This is a genomic window from Nocardioides ganghwensis (assembly GCF_014779655.1).
GTDB lineage: Bacteria > Actinomycetota > Actinomycetes > Propionibacteriales > Nocardioidaceae > Nocardioides > Nocardioides ganghwensis.
This window is the reverse complement of sequence record NZ_JACXYX010000002.1, coordinates 371660-391315: the sequence shown is the minus strand read 5'-3', so window position 1 is coordinate 391315 and position 19656 is coordinate 371660. Positions and strand designations below refer to the sequence as shown.

Sequence of the window (19656 nt, the reverse complement as noted above, 5' to 3'; positions counted from 1 at the left end):
CACATCGACACTTCGGATCAGCCACTCCCGGACCCGCACGCCCGACGCTACGCCGCACCTGCGCCGCCCCGAAAGAGCACAGCGACAAGGACCCGCGAAGCCACTCGTTGACAACAGAGGGGAGCCGGATCGCCCTACGGCCCACGCCCCGACTCGTACACATGCCCGGTGGGCGTCGTCGTGACCACCGCGACGGGTGGTCCGTTGCCCTCCCCCACCGGCGATGCCCGCCAACCCGGGAGCGACTTGGCGTGGTTGCAGGCCTCGCAGAGCCCCTGCGCGTTGGAGAGAGCCGTCCGTCCGCCCTTCGCGTGGTCGACGACGTGGTCGGTGTGGACGGCCGGGGCGTCGCACCACGGCGTACGGCAGGTGGGGTGGACCAGGGCGACCAGCTGGGCGATCCCGGCGGGAAAGCGGCGCTGGCGGGACTCCGCCGAGACGAGCTGGCCGGACGTCGGGCGGATGAAGAGACGGCGGACCCACCGGCCCTGCTGCGGCGCGGCGCCCAGGATGCGGGCAGCGATCGCGGCGGGCACGGGTCCGACCGAACCGGCCCCGGGGGCGGACACGTCGGCGGTGCCTTCGCCCGAGCCGAAGAACGCGTCGGCATCCATCGTCAGGTTGACGCAGACGGACACGGACTCCGCGCTCCCCTGCCCGGTGACCCGGGCAACGAGCGTGTCGGCCATGACCTGCCCGCGCGTGCGCGGGTCACCGGCGGCGCGAGCGGCGTCGGCCTCTGCCTTGAGCGCGGCGTACGCGGCGACGCCCTGGGCCACGGGCACCAGCGCGCTGATCCGGGCCATGCAGTCGGGAGCGGGGCGCAGCGAGACGTGGCGGTCGCGAGCCGCCCGGGACGAGCGGTCGACCACGGCCTGCGGGTCGAGCCGGTAGGCGATGCGCTGCGCGGCCGCGACGATGGCGCGGGTGCCCTTGCGGCCCAGCTCGGCAGCGGCCTCGGGCGTGCCGGCCAGCTCGCGGTCGACCGTCGCGCGGTCCTCGCGGGTCAGGCACGCGGTCTCCCTGACCAGCAGGGTCGCCCGCCACTCGCTGATCGCGCCCGACCGCAGCGCCTCGAGGGTGTGCGGCATCTCCCGCACCAGCGCCTTGCCGAGGCCGAGGAGCCGACCGCCGGCGTGCGGCGACTCGCGGCGCGCCAGCGCGACCTCGTGGGCGACGCCGCGACCCTGGTCGGTGGCGGGCACGCCGCGGGCTGCCTCGGCGACGCGACGGGAGGCGTCGAGCTCGGAGGCGAGCAGCGCCTGGGCGGCGGACGCCGCGGCCTTGAGGTCCTCGAGGGCGGAGAGCCGGTCGATCCGCTCGGCGTCAGCCAGCGGCACGCCGAGCGCCAGACCCGTCCCGGACCGGCCCAGCACGCGTGCGAGCAGGGCGATGGACGGCGCGTCGGGCTGCTCGAGGTCTCCCTCGAACACCGGGACCTCCGGCCCCACCAGCTGCGTCGTCATGATCACATTCCACCAGAGCCCACCGACACTGCACCCGCGAACCTGAGCGCGCAACAGGCCGTCGAGCGACGCTTATCGAACACCAGTTCTTCGGGCGATGATGCACACGGCACCGTCTCACCGGGGTACGGTGCCGTGCACAGCACACGGAGATCTCGGAGGTCCACCGATGGCACCCGGCGAGCCTGATCGCTCCCCGTCGACGCCCGCGACCCTCGGTGAGGGCGCCCTCGCGCAGAGCACCGAGCGGTACGCCTCGCTGTTCACCCACCACCCGCACGCGGCCTACAGCGTGGACCGGCACGGCTTCTTCACCGACGCCAACACCCAGGCCCTGGAGATGGCGGGCCTGACCCTCGAGGAGATGAGGCAGGCACACTTCGCCCAGGTCATCCACCCCGACGACCTCGATCGCATCCAGGCCGGCTTCGAGGGCGCCATGGCCGGGGAGCCCCAGGTCATCGACGCCCGCGTCGTGAGCACGGACGGCGAGGTCACCGACATCCGCTGCACCGCGATCCCGGTGATCGTCGGCGGCGAGGTCGTCGGCGTCCACGGCGTCTCGGAGGACGTCACCGAGGCCAACCGGGTGCTGCGCGAGCTCGAGGCGGCCAACGCCGCCAAGACGCTCTTCCTCGCCACCGTCAGCCACGAGGTCCGCACTCCCCTGGCCGCGATCGTCGGCGCGTCCGAGCTCCTGCTGGACTCCGACCTCGCGCCCGAGCCGGAGCACTTCGCGCGGATCGTGCACCGCTCCGGCGAACGCCTCATGCACGTGGTGGAGGACGTCCTCGAGTTCTCCGGGCTCGAGGCCCACCAGACGGTGCTCCGTGACGGCCCGGTCGACGTACGCGCCCTCGTCGAGGACGTCCGGTCGTGGGCGACGTGCCAGGCCGACAGCCGGGGTCTCGCGATCTCCTTCGCCGTCGACGACGCCGTCCCCGCGACCGCCGTCGGCGACGCCCGGCGCATCAACCAGGTCATCACCAACCTCGTCCAGAACGCCCTCACCTTCACCGAGCGCGGGACGATCGACGTACGCGTCAGCAGCCGCCCGTGCGGCACGGCGACGTGGGTCGAGGTCGTGGTCCGCGACACCGGCATCGGCATCGCCGCGTGCCACGTGCACGACCTCTACCAGCCGTTCGTGCAGGCCGATCCGCTGACCGCCGGCGACGGCAAGGGCGTCGGCCTCGGGCTCGCGATCTGCCGCAAGCTCGTCGACCTGATGGGCGGCCGGCTGACGGTCGAGTCCACGCTCGGCGAGGGCAGCACCTTCACCTTCGGGCTCCCGCTCAGGCCCGCGGAGGAGCCGGTCAGGCGCTGAGCGCGGTCACCGCGGCCTCGGCGAGCACCCGGGCGGCGATGGTGGTGGCGCCCTCGTCGACGCGCAGGTTGCCCTGGTGGAGGTCGTACGTCGGGCCGCCGGGGGTGCGGGTCCCGAGGCGGGCCATCGCGCCGGGCACGGAGTCGAGGTACCACCCGAAGTCCTCGCCGCCGAGGCTCTGCGCGGTGGTCACGTGTCCGTGCGGGCCGAGGACGTTCTCGACCCCGATGCCGAGCAGGCGGGTCGACTCCTCGTGGTTGACCACCGGCGGCACGCCGCGCTGGTAGGTCACCTCGGCGGTCACGCTGTAGGGCGCCACGATCGAGGTGATCAGCTGGCGGATCAGGTGCTCGGCGTCGGCCCAGGCGACCGCGTCGAGCATCCTGACGGTGCCGGCGACGACTCCGCCGTGCGGGATGACGTTGTGCGCCGAGCCCGCGCGCACCATCCCCCACACCACGCTGACGCCCGCGCGGGGGTCGAGACGGCGGCTGAGGATCGCGGGCAGCTCGGTGATGACCTTGCCCAGGGCGAAGGTGAGGTCCTCGGTCAGGTGCGGGCGCGAGGTGTGCCCGCCCTTGCCGATGAGGCGCACGGTCAGCGCGTCGGCGGCACCGGTCAGCGGCCCCTCGCGCAGGCCGACCCGGCCCACGTCGAGGCTCGGGTCGCAGTGCAGGCCGAAGACGTGCGAGACGCCCTCGAGCGCCCCGGCCGAGATCAGGTGCAGCGCCCCGCCGGGCATGACCTCCTCGGCCGGCTGGAACAGCAGGCGTACGCGACCCGGCAGCAGGCCGCGGGCGGCGACCTCGGCCAGGGCGAGGCCGGCTCCGACGAGGCCGGCGGTGTGCACGTCGTGGCCGCAGGCGTGGGCGACGCCGGGGTTGGTGCTCTTCCACGGGTCGGAGATCAGGTCGTCGACCGGCAGCGCGTCGAGGTCCGCGCGCAGCGCCACCAGCCGCCCGACGTGGCCGATCTCGGCGAGCACTCCCCCGCCCTCCGGCCGCGTCACGGCCCAGCCCGCTCCCTCGAGGGCGGACACCACCGCCGCGGAGGTGCGCTCCTCGGCCCAGCTCAGCTCGGGGTGGGCGTGGAGGTCGCGACGCAGGGCGACGAGGTCCTCGGCGTACTTGTCGACGGTCTCGGCGATGACGGGGGTGGCGGGGGCAGCGGGGAGCGTGGGTGGCATGACCGCCCCAGTCTAGGTCGCATCCCCGTCGTAGGCGGCGAGTAGCCGGTCCGCGGCCAGCGGCGCGGGCAGCTCGCCCGACAGCACCGCGCGGCGTACGTCGTCGCGCACCGCCGCGACGCCCGGCGAGGACTTCAGCCTCTGGTCGAGCTCGTCGCGCACGAGCGCCCAGGTGAACTCGAGCTGCTGCCCGGCCCGCTTGTGGGCGAGTCCGTCGATGCCGAGGTGCTCGCGGTGCGCGCCGACCCGCTGCCAGACCTCGTCGACGCCGGCCCCGGTGAGCGCGGAGCACGTGACGACGGGCGGCGCCCACTCCGCGTGTCCGCGCACCAGCCGCAGGGCCCCGGCGAGCTCGCGGGCGGCGACGCGGGCGTCGGCCTCGTGGTCACCGTCGGCCTTGTTGACCGCGACCACGTCGGCGATCTCGAGGATGCCCTTCTTGATGCCCTGCAGCTGGTCGCCGGTGCGCGCCAGGGTGAGGAAGAGGAACGTGTCGACCATCCCGGCGACGGTGACCTCCGACTGACCGACGCCCACGGTCTCGACCAGCACCACGTCGTGGCCGGCGGCCTCGAGCACCAGCATCGCCTGCGTGGTCGCGCGCGCCACGCCGCCGAGCGTGCCCGCCGACGGCGAGGGCCGGATGAAGGCGTTCGGGTCGACGGCGAGCGCCGCCATCCGGGTCTTGTCGCCGAGCACGGAGCCGCCCGTACGCACCGACGACGGGTCGACGGCGAGGACCCCGACGCGGTGGCCGGTCCTGGTCAGCCGGGTGCCGAGCGCCTCGATGAAGGTCGACTTGCCGACCCCTGGGACCCCGGAGATGCCGACCCTGGTCGCCATCGGGCGGTCGGTCGTGGCCAGCGCCGTCAGCAGCTCGCGCGCCGCGACCCGGTGCTCGGGGCGCGACGACTCGACCAGCGTGATGGCGCGCGCGACCCCGGCCCGCTGCCCGGCCTGCACGTCAGCGACGAGGGCCTCGACGTCGATCGGCCGGGGCATCAGCCGGCGTGCTGTTCCCGCAGCCGCGCCAGCAGGTCGAGGGCCGACTCGGCGATCACGGTGCCGGGCAGGAAGACCGCCGCGGCGCCCATCTCGTGGAGCGTCTCGACGTCGTCGGGCGGGATCACCCCGCCGATGACGACCATGATGTCCGGGCGGCCCTGGTCGGCCAGTGCCTGCTTGAGCGCGGGCAGCAGCGTCAGGTGGCCCGCGGCGAGCGACGACACCCCGACGATGTGCACGTCGGCGTCGACCGCCTGCTGGGCGACCTCCTCCGGCGTGGAGAACAGCGGCCCCACGTCGACGTCGAAGCCGAGGTCGGCGAAGGCGGTCACGACGACCTTCTGGCCGCGGTCGTGGCCGTCCTGGCCCATCTTGGCCACCAGGATGCGCGGGCGCCGGCCCTCCGCGGCCTCGAACTCCTCGGTCGCCTCGAGCACCTCGGCGACCTTGCTGCCCTCGGCGGTGCCTGCCTCGTCGCGGTACACCCCGCTGATCGTACGGATCACCGCCTGGTGGCGGCCGTAGACCTTCTCCAGCGCGTCGGAGATCTCCCCGACCGTGGCCTTGGCGCGGGCCGCGTCGACGGCCAGCGCGAGGAGGTTGCCGTCGAGGGAGCCGCCGCCCGCCGGCCCGCGCTCGGCCGACGCGGTCAGCGCGTCCAGCGCCCGGCGTACGGCGTCGTCGTCGCGCTCGGCGCGCAGCCGCTCGAGCTTGGCGACCTGCTGGCGGTAGACGTCGTCGTTGTCGACGCGGAGCACGTCGAGCCTGTCCTCCGCGGCGAGGCGGTAGGTGTTGACGCCGATGACCTTCTGGGCGCCCGAGTCGATCCGCGCCTGGGTGCGCGCGGCCGCCTCCTCGATGCGCATCTTGGGGATGCCCTGCTCGATCGCGGCCGCCATGCCGCCGGCCCGCTCCGCCTCCTGGATGTGCGCCCACGCGCGCTCGGCGAGGTCGTGGGTGAGCTTCTCGACGTAGTAGGAGCCCGCCCACGGGTCGATGACCTGCGTGGTGCCCGACTCCTGCTGCAGCAGCAGCTGGGTGTTGCGGGCGATGCGCGCGGAGAAGTCCGTCGGCAGCGCGATCGCCTCGTCGAGCGCGTTGGTGTGCAGCGACTGGGTGTGGCCCTGCGTCGCGGCCATCGCCTCGATGCAGGTGCGCCCGACGTTGTTGAAGACGTCCTGCGCGGTCAGCGACCAGCCCGAGGTCTGGCTGTGCGTGCGCAGCGAGCGCGACTTGGGGTTCTGCGGGTCGAAGTCGTCGACCAGCCGCGCCCACAGCGCCCGGGCGGCCCGCATCTTGGCGACCTCCATGAAGAAGTTCATCCCGATGGCCCAGAAGAAGCTGAGCCGCGGCGCGAACTGGTCGATCGTCATGCCGGTCCCGAGGCCGGCGCGGATGTACTCCACGCCGTCGGCCAGCGTGTACGCCAGCTCGAGGTCGGCGGTCGCCCCGGCCTCCTGGATGTGGTAGCCGGAGATCGAGATGGAGTTGAAGCGCGGCATCCTCTGCGAGGTGAAGGCGAAGATGTCGCTGATGATCCGCATGCTCGGCGCCGGCGGGTAGATGTAGGTGTTGCGGACCATGAACTCCTTGAGGATGTCGTTCTGGATGGTCCCCGCGAGCTGCTCCGGCTTCACCCCCTGCTCCTCGGCCGCCGCGATGTAGAGCGCCAGCACCGGCAGCACCGCGCCGTTCATCGTCATCGACACCGACATCTCGTCGAGCGGGATGCCGTCGAAGAGGGTGCGGGTGTCGTAGATCGAGTCGATCGCCACGCCCGCCATGCCGACGTCGCCGCGCACCCGCGGGTGGTCGGAGTCGTACCCGCGGTGGGTCGCGAGGTCGAACGCGACGCTCAGGCCCTTCTGGCCGGCTGCGAGGTTGCGACGGTAGAACGCGTTGGACTCCTCGGCGGTCGAGAAGCCGGCGTACTGCCGGATCGTCCACGGCTGGGTGGTGTACATCGTCGGGTAGGGGCCGCGCAGGAACGGCGCGAGGCCCGGCCACGTGTCGAGGCCGTCGAGGCCCTCGAGGTGCTCGGGGCCGTAGACCGGCAGGACGTCGATGCCCTCCGGGCTCGCCCACGGCTCAGCCCCTGTGGCCGCCGGTCGACCAGCCGTAGGAGACGTGTCGGGACCGAGGTCCACCTCGGCGAAGTTCTTCGGGATGCTCATCGGGCCAGCTCCTGCCTGATCCGGCCGAGGAAGCCGAGCGCGTCGACCCCCATGGCACACGAGTCGTCGACGTCCACCACGGTCCGCTCCCCCGGCTTGCCCGCCAGCACGACGTACGTCGCCCCGGCCGCCCGCAGCGCGGCGACGAGGTCGGCGCCCCACTCGGCGTACGCGGCGTCGGTGCCGGCGAGGCACACCACCGGCTGACCGTCGTAGGCCGCCGTCACGTCGTCGACCCCGGCGGTCGCGCCGGCCGCCTCGACGGCGACACCACCGGCCGCGAGGAGGTTGGTCGCGAAGGTCGCCCGTGCGGTGTGCGCCGCGACGGGACCCATCGTGGCCAGGAAGACCGGTCGCTGCGCGGGCTCGGCGCGCATGTCCTCGTAGGGCGCGGCGTAGCGCACGCCGCCGCGGCCCCACGGCGTCCGCTCGGGCAGCACCTCGTCGAGGTTGGGGAACTCCGAGATGCCGGTCAGCGGGCGGGAGCGGTCGGCGATGCCGGCGTCGCGGGCCGCGCGGACGGCCGCGACGCGCTCCTTCACCCCGGCCACGGCCTGCTCGCCGAAGCCCCCGTCGGCCTCGATCCGGCCGAGCTCGGCCCACGCGGCGACGGCGAGGGCGTCGGTGAGCTTCTCCACGGCGTACGCGCCGCCGGCCGGATCGGTGACGGCGGCGACGTGCGACTCCTCGATCAGCAGCGAGGAGGTGTTGCGCGCGATGCGGCGCCCGAGGGCGTCGGGCACCCCGAGCCGCTCGTCGAACGGCACGACCGTGATGGCGTCGGCGCCGCCCACGCCGGCCGCGAAGGCCGCGACGGTGCCGCGGAGCATGTTGACCCACGGGTCGTGCCTGGTCATCATCGCGCGGCTGGTGACGACGTGCTGGCGCTGCGGGACGTCCTGGGCCCCGCTGGCCTCGAGCACGCGCGCCCACAGCCGGCGCGCGGCGCGGAGCTTGGCGATCGTGGGGAACTGCTCGTCGGTGGCGGCGTAGCGGAACTCGACCAGTCCGGCGGCCTCGTCGACGGCGAGGCCCGCCTCGGTCAGCACGCGGAGGTAGTGGACTCCGACGGCCATGGTCCAGCCGAGCTCCTGGGCGTCGCTGGCGCCCTCGTCGTGGAGCGCGGTGCCGTCGACGACGGCTCCGAGAACACCGAGGGCCTGGGCACGTCGCACGGTCGCGACGAAGGACTCCGCCACGGCCTCCCCGTCGTCGGGGACGCCCTCGCCGAACGCCAGCGCGGTCGCCGGGTCGGCGGAGAGGTTGCTGCCGGGATGGGGGTCGTCCGCGGTGTCCTCGAGCAGCCGGGCCAGCGCCTCGGAATGCTCCGCGCCCGGCCGCTCGAGCGTCACCGGGGCGAGGTCGAGGAGCACACCGTCAAGGGCGGCGGCCAGGTCCGTGCCGGGCTCGAGGTCGAGGTGCAGCGACGTGGCACCGTTGTCGAGGTCGACGAGGGCCGCCTCGTTGACGGCCTCGGCGTCGGCGCCGACCAGCGACGCGCGTACGTCCCAGGCGCCGGTCCGCTGCGGCCGCCCGCTGGTGATGAGGCCGTCGAGGTCGGACCGCTGGCCGATCGGCGCGACGTCGATCCCGTCCAGCGTCGTGCGCGTCAGCGCCGCCCACGCGTCCGAGTCGGGCGCGTCCTCACCGAGGCGACGCGCCTTGCGCAGCACCGCCGCGGTCGCCGCCTCCCAGGCGGCGGCGTCGTAGGAGTCGTCGTCACCGACGAGCCGGAGCGAGCCCTCCGCGGGCTGCAGCTCCGCGGGCTCGTCGAGGCCGCCTTCGAGAACACCGTCCGGGTCGGTCATGTAGCGCAGGATAGGACGGTCGTCACCCGACGGACACTGCTCGGGCTATGGGATAGGTCACCGTGGGGGCCGGTCCTGCTTTCCCGGGGAGCCGGGTCTGCAGCCCCATGTCCCGGGATCGACACCGTCCCTACGTTCGCTTCCATGGTCGACGTCCACCTCCACGTAGGGCTCTACAAGACCGGGACCACCACGATCCAGGGCGCCCTCGCCGCCACGTCACGACACCTCGCCCGGCACGGGGTGCTGGTCCCCGACCTCCGGGCGCAACGGCTGGCCGCGTACGACCTGCTCGGCCAGCGCGTCGGCGGAGAGCAGCGTGGGGAGGCCGCCGGAGCGCTGGGCCGGCTGCTCGAGCTCGTCGACTCCCACGACGGCCCGGCGGCGGTGGTGTCGGAGGAGGAGCTGTCCCTGGCCCGCCCGCGCCAGGCGCGGCGGCTGGTGCGCGGACTCGCGGGCCACCGGGTGTTCGTGGTGGTGGGGGCGCGGGACATGGGACGCACGCTGGTCTCGGCGTGGCAGCAGACCGTGGTCAACGGCGGAAGCACCCGGTGGTCGGACTTCGTGGCGTCGGTGCGGGGCGAGGACGGCACCCCTCCCAGCGAGGGCATGTCGTTCCACTGGCGGCACGACCTCCTCCGCGTCGTGGACACCTGGTCGTCGGTGCTTCCGGCCGGACACGTCCGGCTGGTCACGGTGCCGCCGCGTGGTGCGCCGCCCGAGACGCTGCTGGCCAGGTTCGCCGCCGCGGTCGGCCTGCCCGACGCCTGGCCAGGGGGCCACCAGTCCGTCCGCAACGTGTCGCTGGGCGCGGCCGAGCTCGAGGTGGTGCGCCGGCTCAACGCGTCGGTGTCCGACCGGCTGAACTCCGCCCAGCACCGGTTCGTCGTCGAGGCGGGCATCCGTGCGCGCCTGGCCGGCGCGACCGCCCGTCCGCTGGACCTGCCGGCGCAGCACGTGGCATGGGCCCGGGCCTACGGCGAGGGGCTCGTGCGTGAGCTCGAGCGCCGTCGGCTGCCGGTCCACGGCGACCTCGCCGACCTCGTGCCGATCGACCGGGCACCCACCGGTCCGGAGCTCGACGACGTGCCCGACGACGAGCTGCTGGCGGCGACCCAGGCCGCCCTGGTGTCGCTCGCCCTCGACCACGGACGGCTCTTCCGTCGCTACCGGCGGGCGTTCGTCGAGGCGGAGGGGCGCCTTCCGTCGGCGGTCGAGGTGCTGGGCAGCGAGGTGCGGGCGGGCGGGTTCTGGCTGCGCAAGCGCGCGGTGCACCACGCGGACCGGCACCCGCTGGTCGAGCGAGCTTCCCGGCTCTACCTCGAGCGCACGTCGCCCTCGTCCCGGCTGCTCCCCCGGCAGCCGGACACCTGAGCGTTTCCCGACGCGGGGCGCGTGCGTACGACATCATGCGGGCATGACTGCCCAGGGGGAGGGTTGGTTCGCCGACCCGCAGGACGCGTCCAGGCTGCGCTGGTGGGACGGCACGCGCTGGACCGAGCACGTCCACCCGGCGCCCGGCACCACCACCCACTGGGACACGCCGCTCCCGCGGTGGTGGTCCGGCTTCTCCTACGTCGTCCAGGCGGCGCTGCTGGGCTGCGTCGCGGCGTCGTCCTTCACGCTGTGGGTCGACCTCGAGACCCTGGCGTTCGTGGAGGAGGTGCGGCTGCGGCCCGACGCGGTCACGGTCGCCGACGGCGAGCGGATCGACCGGCTCACGCTGTGGACGTCGATGGAGGTGCTCGCGATCCTCGTGACGGGGGTGCTGTTCATCGTGTGGCTCTACACGGCCCACCGGAGCTCGCGGATGGACCGCCGGGCGATGCGCCACTCGTCCGGCTGGGCGATCGGCGGCTGGTTCGTCCCGGTGCTCAACCTGTGGCGACCGTTCCAGATGGTCTCCGACGTGCGACGCGGCGCGACCGGTGACGCCGACGCCGGGGTGTCCTTCCGCCAGGGCTGGTGGTGGGGCACCTGGGTCGCGCTCAGCGTGGTGTCCGGTGTGGTGAGCGCGCTCTACAGGCGCGTGGCCGGGGCACCGGTCGGGGGCGAGTACGTCGACGCGCTCGGCGACGCGGCGTCGTGGGAGCGGCTGTCGAGCGGGCTCAGCATCGTCTCCGCGCTGCTGGCCGTCCTCGTGGTGCACGAGATCCGCACCCGGGTCCTCGCACCCGCGGAGGACTGAGCCGCCTCACACCTCGGTGCGGCCGTCGTTGTCCTTGTTGCGGAGGCCGATCTTGTTGCCGAGCCACACCAGGGGGTCGTACTTGCGGTCCACGACCCGCTCCTTCATCGGGATGATCCCGTTGTCGGTGATGTGGATGCCCTCGGGGCAGACCTCGGTGCAGCACTTGGTGATGTTGCACATCCCGAGGCCGGCCGCGTCCTGGGCGAGCTGGCGGCGGTCGTGGGTGTCGAGCGGGTGCATGTCGAGCTCGGCGTAGCGGATGAAGAACCGCGGGCCGGCGAAGTGCTGCTTGTTGTCCTCGTGGTCGCGCACCACGTGGCACACGTCCTGGCAGAGGTAGCACTCGATGCACTTGCGGAACTCCTGGCCGCGCTCGACGTCGACCTGCATCATCCGGCGCTTGCCGTCGGCGTCGCGCGGGCCGAGCTCGGCGTACGGCAGCTCGCGGGCCTTCTCGTAGTTGAACGACACGTCCGTCACCAGGTCGCGGATCACCGGGAACGTCCGCATCGGGGTCACGGTGATCGTCTCGGCCGGGTCGAAGTCCGAGAGCCGGGTCATGCACATCAGGCGCGGGCGGCCGTTGATCTCCGCGCTGCACGAGCCGCACTTGCCGGCCTTGCAGTTCCAGCGGATCGCCAGGTCGCCCGTCTGGGTCGCCTGGAGCCGGTGGAGGGCGTCGAGCACGACCTCGCCCTCGGACACCTCGACGGTGTAGTCGGTGAGGTCGCCGCCGTCGGCGTCGCCCCGCCACACGCGCATCTTCAGGTCGTAGCTCACTTGTCAGCCTCCTTGGCTTCGACAGGCTCAGCCGGTGGCGGCTCGAAGAGCTGCTTGAGGTCGTCGGGCATCGTCGGCAGCGGCTTCTCGGCGATGTCCACGCCGGCACCCGTCGCGTCGAGAGAGAGCACCAGGTTCTTGGCTCCCCACTCCGGGTCGAGGCCCGGGAAGTCGTCGCGCGTGTGGCCGCCGCGGGACTCCTGCCGGGCCAGCGCGGCCTTGGCGATGCACTCGCTGACCAGCAGCATGTTGCGCAGGTCGAGCGCGAGGTGCCAGCCGGGGTTGTACTGCCGGTGGCCCTCGACGACCATGCCCGCCGCCCGCTGCTTGAGCTGCTCGAGCTCGGCCAGCGAGGCGTCGAGCTCGGAGGCGGTGCGGATGATGCCGACGAGGTCGTTCATCGACTGCTGGAGGTCGTGCTGGATCGTGTAGGGGTTCTCGCCGCCCTCCACCTCGAAGGGCGCGAGCGCGTCGGCCTGCGCGGCCTTCACGTCCGCCTCGTCCACGGCCGGCCGCTCGCCACGCTGGTCGAGGGTGGTGGCGTGGGCCGCGGCGGCCTCGCCCGCCCGCTTGCCGAACACCAGCAGGTCCGACAGCGAGTTGCCGCCGAGCCGGTTGGAGCCGTGCATCCCGCCACTGACCTCGCCCGCGGCGTACAGGCCGGTGACGGCGGACTGCTGGGTGTCGGGGTCGACCTCCACGCCGCCCATGACGTAGTGGCAGGTCGGGCCGATCTCCATCGGCTCGGCGGTGATGTCGACGTCGGCCAGCTCCTTGAACTGGTGGTACATCGAGGGCAGCCGCTTGCGGATGTAGTCGGCGTCGCGGCGGCTGGCGATGTCGAGGAAGATGCCACCGTGCGGTGATCCCCGCCCGGCCTTGATCTCGGAGTTGATCGCGCGGGCGACCTCGTCGCGGGGCAGCAGCTCGGGCGGACGACGGTTGTTCTTCTTGTCCTCGTACCAGGCGTCCGCCTCCTCCTCCGTGTCGGCCGTCTCGGCCCGGAAGAAGTCGGGGATGTAGTCGAACATGAACCGCTTGCCCTCGGAGTTGCGGAGGATGCCGCCGTCGCCGCGGACCGACTCGGTGACCAGCAGGCCCTTCACCGACGGCGGCCAGACCATGCCGGTCGGGTGGAACTGGACGAACTCCATGTTGATGAGGCTCGCGCCGGCGCGCAGGGCGAGGGCGTGCCCGTCGCCGGTGTACTCCCAGGAGTTCGACGTCACCTTGTAGGACTTGCCGATGCCACCGGTCGCGAGGATCACGCTCGGCGCCTCGAAGGTGATGAAGCGGCCGGTCTCGCGCCAGTAGCCGAACGCGCCGGCGACCTTCCCGCCCTGCTTGAGCACCTCGGTGACCGTGCACTCCATGAAGACGTCGACGCCGAGCTGGACGGTGCGCTGCTGGAGCGTACGGATCAGCTCGAGGCCGGTGCGGTCGCCGACGTGCGCGAGCCGGGCGTACTTGTGCCCGCCGAAGTCGCGCTGGGAGATGAGGCCGTCCTCGGTGCGGTCGAACAACGCGCCCCAGTCCTCGAGCTCGAGGACCCGCTCGGGCGCCTCCTGCGCGTGCAGCTGGGCCATGCGCCAGTTGTTCAGCATCTTGCCGCCGCGCATCGTGTCGCGGAAGTGGACCTGCCAGTTGTCCTCGGGCCAGCGGTTGCCGAGCGCCGCGGCCGCGCCGCCCTCGGCCATCACCGTGTGCGCCTTGCCGAGCAGCGACTTGCAGACCACGGCCGTACGGGCGCCCGCCTCGTGCGCGGCGATCGCGGCGCGCAGCCCGGCGCCGCCCGCGCCGATCACCACCACGTCGTACGCGTGGCGCTCCATGCCGCCCCGTGCCTCGGGGGACATCTCGTTGCCGGTCATCGGATGCCGGTCACCCATCAGAAGAACCTCACGTCCTGGATCGTGCCGGTGGCGAGCAGGAAGATGTAGAGGTCGACGATCGCGACCGAGAACAGCGAGTACCACGCCCACTTGCCGTGGCTCTCGTTGAGTCGCGAGACCCACGTCCAGAGCCGGTAGCGCACCGGGTGCCTGGAGAAGTGGCGCAGCCGCCCGCCCACGACGTGGCGGCACGAGTGGCACGAGAGCGTGTAGAGCCAGATGAACACGATGTTGGCGATCATCAGCAGCGTGCCGAGGCCCATGTGGATCCCGGAGGTCTCGCCGTCGCCCAGGGCGTACTCGGCCGGCATCGGGCGGAAGGCCAGGACCGTGTCGAAGGTCAGCACGAGGCCGACCAGCACCGCGGCGTACCAGAACCAGCGGTGCACGTTCTGGAGGATCAGCGGGAACCGCGTCTCGCCGGAGTAGGCCTGGTGGGGCTCGGCGACGCCGCAGGCCGGCGGGCTCAGCCAGAACGCCCGGTAGTAGGCCTTGCGGTAGTAGTAGCAGGTCATCCGGAAGCCGAGCGGGAAGACCAGGATGATCAGCGCCGCCGAGAGCGGCCACCACGCGAACGGCTGGCCGAAGTCGGACGCCCCCTCGACGCAGTCGCCGAGGCACGGCGAGTAGAACGGCGAGAGGTAGGGCGAGGCGTAGTAGTCGCGGCCCATGAACGCGCGGACCGTGGCGTAGACGACGAAGGCCGAGAAGACCACGAACGTGGTCAGCGGCGCCTGCCACCACCGGTCCTGGCGGAGGGTCCGCGCCTCGATGTGCGCGCGGCCCGGACTGGTCACGCCGTGGTCGGTCGATGCCATGCATCCTCCAAGAGGCCCGGGAGCGGTCGGGACGACGCCCACGACTATGGCGTGTGTCACACCTGAGCGGAAGACAACGCGCCCACGAAAACCTCACACGGACTCGGCGCGTCCTGCGCGTGAACGCCGCGATACCGTGGGCGTCGTGGCAACCCAACTCACTCCCCCCAGGCTCGTGACGGGCGCGCGGGCCTCCCGCACGACGATCGCCCTCAAGCTGGGCATGGCGGTCAGCGGCTTCATCTTCCTCGGCTTCGTGCTCGCGCACATGTACGGCAACCTCAAGGCGTTCGCCGGCCAGGACGCGTTCAACGAGTACGCCCACCACCTGCGCGAGCTCGGCGAGCCGATGCTCCCGCACGAGGGCGCCCTCTGGATCCTGCGGCTGGGCCTCATCCTCTCGCTGGTGGTGCACGTCTACTGCGCCGTCGTGCTGTGGCGCAGGGCCGCGCGGGCCCGCACCACCAAGTACGTGGTGAAGAAGGACACCGGCGCCACCCGCGCCAGCCTGATGATGCGCTGGGGTGGCGTGACCATCCTGGTCTTCCTGGTCTGGCACCTGCTCAACTTCACCATCGGCAAGGTCAACCCGCAGGGCGGCGCGACCGACGACCCCTACCTCCTCATGGTCGACACCTTCGACCTGTGGTGGATGACGCTGATCTACCTCGTCGCGATGCTCGCGCTCGGCGCCCACCTGCACCACGGCATCTGGAGCGCCGCCCAGACGCTCGGCTGGACCGGCACCGCGGCCAAGCGCCAGCGGGCCAAGACGTTCGGCTTCGTCGTCGCGCTGATCGTCTCCATCGGCTTCTCCCTCGTCCCGCTCGCCGTCCTGGCCGGCATCATCACCAAGTAAGGGGTCACCGCACAGTGAGCCACGACATGGACATGCCCGACACCGTCAGCGCGGCCGAGGCCTCGGCCAGCGGGTCGCTCGACGGCGACTACGACGACGCCGCGGGCTACTACACCCCCGGTTCGCCGCTGGTCGACACCAAGGCGCCCGACGCCCCCATCGCCGAGCGGTGGCAGACCCGCAAGTTCGAGGCCCGCCTCGTCAACCCGGCCAACCGGCGCAAGCTCTCGATCATCATCGTCGGCACCGGCCTGGCCGGCGCGTCGGCCGCCGCCACGCTCGGCGAGGCCGGCTACCGGGTGAAGTCCTTCTGCTACCAGGACTCCCCGCGCCGCGCCCACTCGATCGCCGCACAGGGCGGCATCAACGCCGCGAAGAACTACAAGGAGGACGGCGACTCCGTCCACCGGCTCTTCTACGACACGGTCAAGGGCGGCGACTACCGCTCGCGCGAGTCCAACGTCTACCGGCTGGCCGAGGTCAGCACCAACATCATCGACCAGTGCGTCGCGCAGGGCGTCCCGTTCGCCCGCGAGTACGGCGGCCTGCTCGACAACCGCTCCTTCGGCGGCGTGCAGGTCTCCCGCACGTTCTACGCCCGCGGCCAGACGGGCCAGCAGCTGCTCATCGGCGCGTACCAGGCCCTCGAGCGCCAGGTCGCGGCCGGCACGGTGGAGACGTTCACCCGCCACGAGATGCTCGAGCTGATCACCGTCGACGACGGCTCCGGCCAGAAGCGTGCCCGCGGCATCGTCGCCCGCGACATGGTCACCGGCGAGATCCAGACGCACGTGGCCGACGTCGTCGTGCTCGCCTCGGGTGGCTACGGCAACGTGTTCTACCTGTCGACCAACGCGATGGGCTGCAACGTCACCGCCGCCTGGCGCGCGCACCGCAAGGGCGCCTACATGGCCAACCCCTGCTACACGCAGATCCACCCGACCTGCATCCCGGTGTCGGGCTCGCACCAGTCCAAGCTGACGCTCATGTCGGAGTCGCTGCGCAACGACGGCCGGATCTGGGTGCCGAAGAACCAGGCCGACTGCGACAAGGACCCGCGCGAGATCCCCGAGGAGGACCGCGACTACTACCTGGAGCGGATCTACCCCTCGTTCGGCAACCTGGTCCCCCGCGACATCGCCTCGCGTGCGGCCAAGAACGTCTGCGACGAGGGTCGCGGCGTGGGCCCGGAGGTCGACGGCGTACGCCGTGGTGTCTACCTCGACTTCTCCGCCGCCATCGAGCGGCTGGGCGAGAAGGGCATCACCGAGAAGTACGACAACCTGTTCGACATGTACGAGCGGATCACGGGCGAGAACCCGTTCGAGGTCCCGATGCGGATCTACCCCGCCGTGCACTACGTCATGGGCGGCCTGTGGGTCGACTACGACCTCCAGTCCACGATCCCGGGCCTGTTCGTGACGGGCGAGGCCAACTTCTCCGACCACGGCGCCAACCGCCTCGGCGCCTCCGCGCTGATGCAGGGCCTGGCCGACGGCTACTTCGTCCTGCCGCACACCATCCGCGACTACCTCGCGGACGGGCCGTTCGAGGAGATCACCGAGGACCACCCCGCCGTCGTCGAGGCGCGCGAGTCGGTCAAGGGCCGCATCGACCACTTCCTGTCCGTCAACGGCACCCGCAGCGTCGACTCCTACCACCGCGAGCTCGGCAACATCATGTGGGAGTACTGCGGCATGGAGCGCACCGAGACGGGGCTGAAGAAGGCGATCGACCTGATCCGCTCGCTCAAGGACGACTTCTACCGCAACGTGAAGGTCCTCGGCAGCGCGGAGACGCTCAACCAGTCGCTGGAGAAGGCCGGCCGCGTGGCCGACTTCTTCGAGCTCGGCGAGCTCATGTGCATCGACGCCCTCAACCGGCGCGAGTCGTGCGGCGGCCACTTCCGTGGCGAGTCGCAGACCGAGGACGGCGAGGCGCTGCGCCACGACGACGAGTTCGCCTACGTCGCCGCGTGGGAGTGGGCCGGCGAGGACTCCATCCCCGTCCTGCACAAGGAAGACCTGGTCTACTCGGCCATCGAGATGAAGCAGCGGAGCTACAAGTGAGCATGAACCTGACCCTCAAGATCTGGCGCCAGCCGGACGCCTCGTCCGCCGGGGCGATGCACACCTACCAGCTCGCCGACGTGTCCCCCGACATGTCGTTCCTCGAGATGCTCGACGTGCTCAACGAGCAGCTCAACGAGCAGGGCGAGGAGCCCATCGCGTTCGACTCCGACTGTCGCGAGGGCATCTGCGGCATGTGCGGGCTGATGATCAACGGCGACGCGCACGGCCCGGAGGTCACCACGACCTGCCAGCTCCACATGCGCTCGTTCAAGGACGGCGAGACGATCACCGTCGAGCCGTGGCGCTCGGACGCCTTCCCGGTCATCAAGGACCTCGTCGTCGACCGCAGCGCCTTCGACCGGATCATCCAGCAGGGCGGCTACATCTCGGTCAACACCGGCTCGGCCCCCGAGGCCCACTCGGTGCCCGTCCCCCGCGACGACGCGCTGCGCGCCTTCAACGTCGCCACCTGCATCGGTTGCGGCGCCTGCGTCGCCGCCTGCCCCAACGGCTCGGCGTCGCTGTTCATGGGTGCCAAGATCACGCACCTCGGCGAGCTCCCCCAGGGCCAGCCGGAGCGCGACAGCCGCGTGGTCAACATGGTCGCCCAGCACGACCACGAGGGCTTCGGTGGCTGCACCAACATCGGCGCCTGCACCGCAGCCTGCCCCAAGGAGATCCCGCTCGACGTGATCTCGCAGCTCAACAAGGACCTGCGCACGGCCATCAAGCACGGCCACTGACCGCCACCGTCGTACGTCGCTCGAGGGCCGGGGGATCTCCCCCGGCCCTTGCTGCGTCTCCGGCTCCGTCCGCTCCCTCGGGCGGTGAGTCAGCGGCTCCCGGCCGCCTTCCGCCGCGGCCTGACCGCTAGCGGTGTCCCAGCCACATCTTGCGCGGGGCGGACGTGGGTGGCGCACCTCTCCACGGACGACACGCTGATGCTCGCGGCTGAGCGGTGTCCCGGCCACATTCCACGGTCCGGGGATGTGGCTTGCGCACCGCTCGGGGATCACGCTGCGCGAGGTGGGCGTACGAGTTCGGCGAGCGGCCGGAACAGCGACTCCCACTGCTCACCAAACACCGGGGGCGGTCCGTCGTACCCCTCCGCCACGAGCGCGGCGTGGATCCACCGGACCGTGGCCTTGGGTGATCGCATCCGCTCCTTGGTGACCTGCTCGTAGGGCACGTCGTGTCGACGGTAGAGCGCATAGCGGTCGATGTCGGCGTTGTACTGGGCGCGATCGTCCTGGTGGTGACTCCCTTCGTACTCGACCGCCAGCCCGTAGTCCTCGAACCACAGGTCCGGCGTGAGCTGGACGCCGGCACGGAGCTCGACCGCCCGGTTGACCTCCGGCCCTGGCATCGCGGCGAAGACCACGTAGGTGAGCAGCTCTGCCTCCGGAATGGAGCGGCAGCGCCCCTCGAGGTGCGGCAGGACGTACGTCGTCTCCGGCACGCCGCGGCGCCACTTCTCCTCGATGAGGATCTGGTCGAGGAGCGCTAGGTCGAGCAGCTCTTTGTTGAGCAGGACCGATCCCAGCGTGATGGCGTCCAGCAGGCGCGACTCGGCACAGAAGGCGACGAAGGCGCCCTCGATGGTGACCCCGTCGTCGTCGCACGGCGGCATCTTGACGGTGCGGTGAAGGAACACACCATCGAGTGCGAGGTGGTGGTCACCCTCGATCACGAAGTGCAGCGGCCACCGGTCACCGACGCCGAGGCCGGCCTGCCGCAGGCGGGTGGCGCCCGTGGTACGAGCGCCTGCGGGCAGGGCAAGACGTGCTGCCTCCACATGGTCGGTCCAACCCATGTCGTGGCTCCTGTGGACGTACACACCTTGATGGAGTCGGCGGAACTGCACACCCTCGAGGACGCGGGCCGAGAGCCCCGTCGCCAGGGCGTGTGCGCGGGTGAACGGACCGTGAAGGAGCTCGGGGGGTACGCGGTGCATGGCTCCATCGCGCCACTCCAGAGGCGCTCGCGCGCGCCTCCGACGGCCGGCTTGTGGAAACGCGCGCCACCACGCCCGCTGTGGATGATCGGTGGCCTGCGACTCCGCCAGTCGAGTCACAACA

Annotated in this window: 15 protein-coding genes; 6 read left to right on the top strand and 9 right to left on the bottom strand. The window is 71.9% G+C overall.

Annotated elements, in window-relative coordinates; genetic code table 11:
- Positions 1-134: 134 nt before the first annotated feature.
- On the bottom strand, positions 135-1466 hold the full coding sequence (locus tag IEZ24_RS04060) for an HNH endonuclease (RefSeq protein WP_129455644.1): 1332 nt from the start codon (positions 1464-1466) through the stop codon (positions 135-137).
- A 169-nt stretch (positions 1467-1635) separates the two neighbouring features.
- Between IEZ24_RS04060 and IEZ24_RS04055 the strand changes: the two genes are divergently transcribed.
- Positions 1636-2793 (top strand): sensor histidine kinase, encoded by a 1158-nt coding sequence (locus IEZ24_RS04055; protein ID WP_165356103.1) that lies wholly within the window; start codon positions 1636-1638, stop codon positions 2791-2793.
- On the opposite strand, the gene IEZ24_RS04050 is transcribed toward IEZ24_RS04055, so the two are convergent.
- Genes IEZ24_RS04050 through IEZ24_RS04035 form a run of 4 tightly spaced genes read right to left on the bottom strand, consistent with a single transcriptional unit; the run spans position 2783 to position 8966 of the window.
- Entirely contained in the window at positions 2783-3979 is a 1197-nt protein-coding gene (locus IEZ24_RS04050) for an amidohydrolase (protein ID WP_129455642.1), read from the bottom strand. The two genes, IEZ24_RS04055 and IEZ24_RS04050, sit on opposite strands and share 11 nt — an antisense overlap.
- Before the next feature lie 12 nt (positions 3980-3991).
- Complete coding sequence (gene meaB, locus IEZ24_RS04045; protein WP_129455641.1) at positions 3992-4981, bottom strand: methylmalonyl Co-A mutase-associated GTPase MeaB; 990 nt, start codon at positions 4979-4981, stop codon at positions 3992-3994.
- Entirely contained in the window at positions 4981-7158 is a 2178-nt protein-coding gene (gene scpA, locus IEZ24_RS04040; protein WP_129455640.1) for a methylmalonyl-CoA mutase, read from the bottom strand. Before scpA ends, meaB begins: the two co-directional genes overlap by 1 nt.
- Positions 7155-8966, bottom strand: a complete 1812-nt coding sequence (locus IEZ24_RS04035; protein WP_129455639.1) for a methylmalonyl-CoA mutase family protein — start codon at positions 8964-8966, stop codon at positions 7155-7157. The genes scpA and IEZ24_RS04035 overlap by 4 nt, the downstream gene beginning before the upstream one ends.
- Positions 8967-9110: 144 nt before the next feature.
- Here IEZ24_RS04035 and IEZ24_RS04030 point away from each other — a divergent pair, with 144 nt between their 5' ends.
- Positions 9111-10340 carry a hypothetical protein gene (locus IEZ24_RS04030; protein ID WP_129455638.1) on the top strand — a complete coding sequence of 410 codons (1230 nt, stop codon included), beginning with the start codon at positions 9111-9113 and terminating at the stop codon, positions 10338-10340.
- Between the two features lie 43 nt (positions 10341-10383).
- Positions 10384-11154: a DUF4328 domain-containing protein gene (locus IEZ24_RS04025; RefSeq protein ID WP_129455637.1), complete on the top strand. Its 771-nt coding sequence runs from the start codon at positions 10384-10386 to the stop codon at positions 11152-11154.
- 6 nt (positions 11155-11160) lie between these two features.
- On the opposite strand, the gene IEZ24_RS04020 is transcribed toward IEZ24_RS04025, so the two are convergent.
- From IEZ24_RS04020 to IEZ24_RS04010, 3 genes are read right to left on the bottom strand one after another with little or no spacing between them, the layout of a single operon-like run.
- Positions 11161-11937: a succinate dehydrogenase/fumarate reductase iron-sulfur subunit gene (locus IEZ24_RS04020; protein ID WP_207206847.1), complete on the bottom strand. Its 777-nt coding sequence runs from the start codon at positions 11935-11937 to the stop codon at positions 11161-11163.
- Positions 11934-13826: a fumarate reductase/succinate dehydrogenase flavoprotein subunit gene (locus IEZ24_RS04015; protein WP_224744775.1), complete on the bottom strand. Its 1893-nt coding sequence runs from the start codon at positions 13824-13826 to the stop codon at positions 11934-11936. The genes IEZ24_RS04020 and IEZ24_RS04015 overlap by 4 nt, the downstream gene beginning before the upstream one ends.
- Positions 13826-14647: a hypothetical protein gene (locus IEZ24_RS04010; protein WP_129455636.1), complete on the bottom strand. Its 822-nt coding sequence runs from the start codon at positions 14645-14647 to the stop codon at positions 13826-13828. The genes IEZ24_RS04015 and IEZ24_RS04010 overlap by 1 nt, the downstream gene beginning before the upstream one ends.
- 145 nt (positions 14648-14792) lie before the next feature.
- Here IEZ24_RS04010 and IEZ24_RS04005 point away from each other — a divergent pair, with 145 nt between their 5' ends.
- From IEZ24_RS04005 to IEZ24_RS03995, 3 genes are read left to right on the top strand one after another with little or no spacing between them, the layout of a single operon-like run.
- On the top strand, positions 14793-15506 hold the full coding sequence (locus IEZ24_RS04005; RefSeq protein ID WP_242498517.1) for a succinate dehydrogenase cytochrome b subunit: 714 nt from the start codon (positions 14793-14795) through the stop codon (positions 15504-15506).
- A gap of 32 nt (positions 15507-15538) precedes the next feature.
- The gene (locus IEZ24_RS04000; protein ID WP_129455649.1) at positions 15539-17575 is read left to right on the top strand and encodes a fumarate reductase/succinate dehydrogenase flavoprotein subunit; all 2037 of its coding nucleotides are present in this window, start codon (positions 15539-15541) and stop codon (positions 17573-17575) included.
- A gap of 2 nt (positions 17576-17577) precedes the next feature.
- Entirely contained in the window at positions 17578-18321 is a 744-nt protein-coding gene (locus IEZ24_RS03995) for a succinate dehydrogenase/fumarate reductase iron-sulfur subunit (protein ID WP_129455634.1), read from the top strand.
- A gap of 269 nt (positions 18322-18590) precedes the next feature.
- Here IEZ24_RS03995 and IEZ24_RS03990 read toward each other — a convergent pair whose 3' ends face one another.
- Positions 18591-19391 (bottom strand): hypothetical protein, encoded by an 801-nt coding sequence (locus IEZ24_RS03990; RefSeq protein ID WP_129455633.1) that lies wholly within the window; start codon positions 19389-19391, stop codon positions 18591-18593.
- Between the last annotated feature and the right edge of the window lie 265 nt (positions 19392-19656).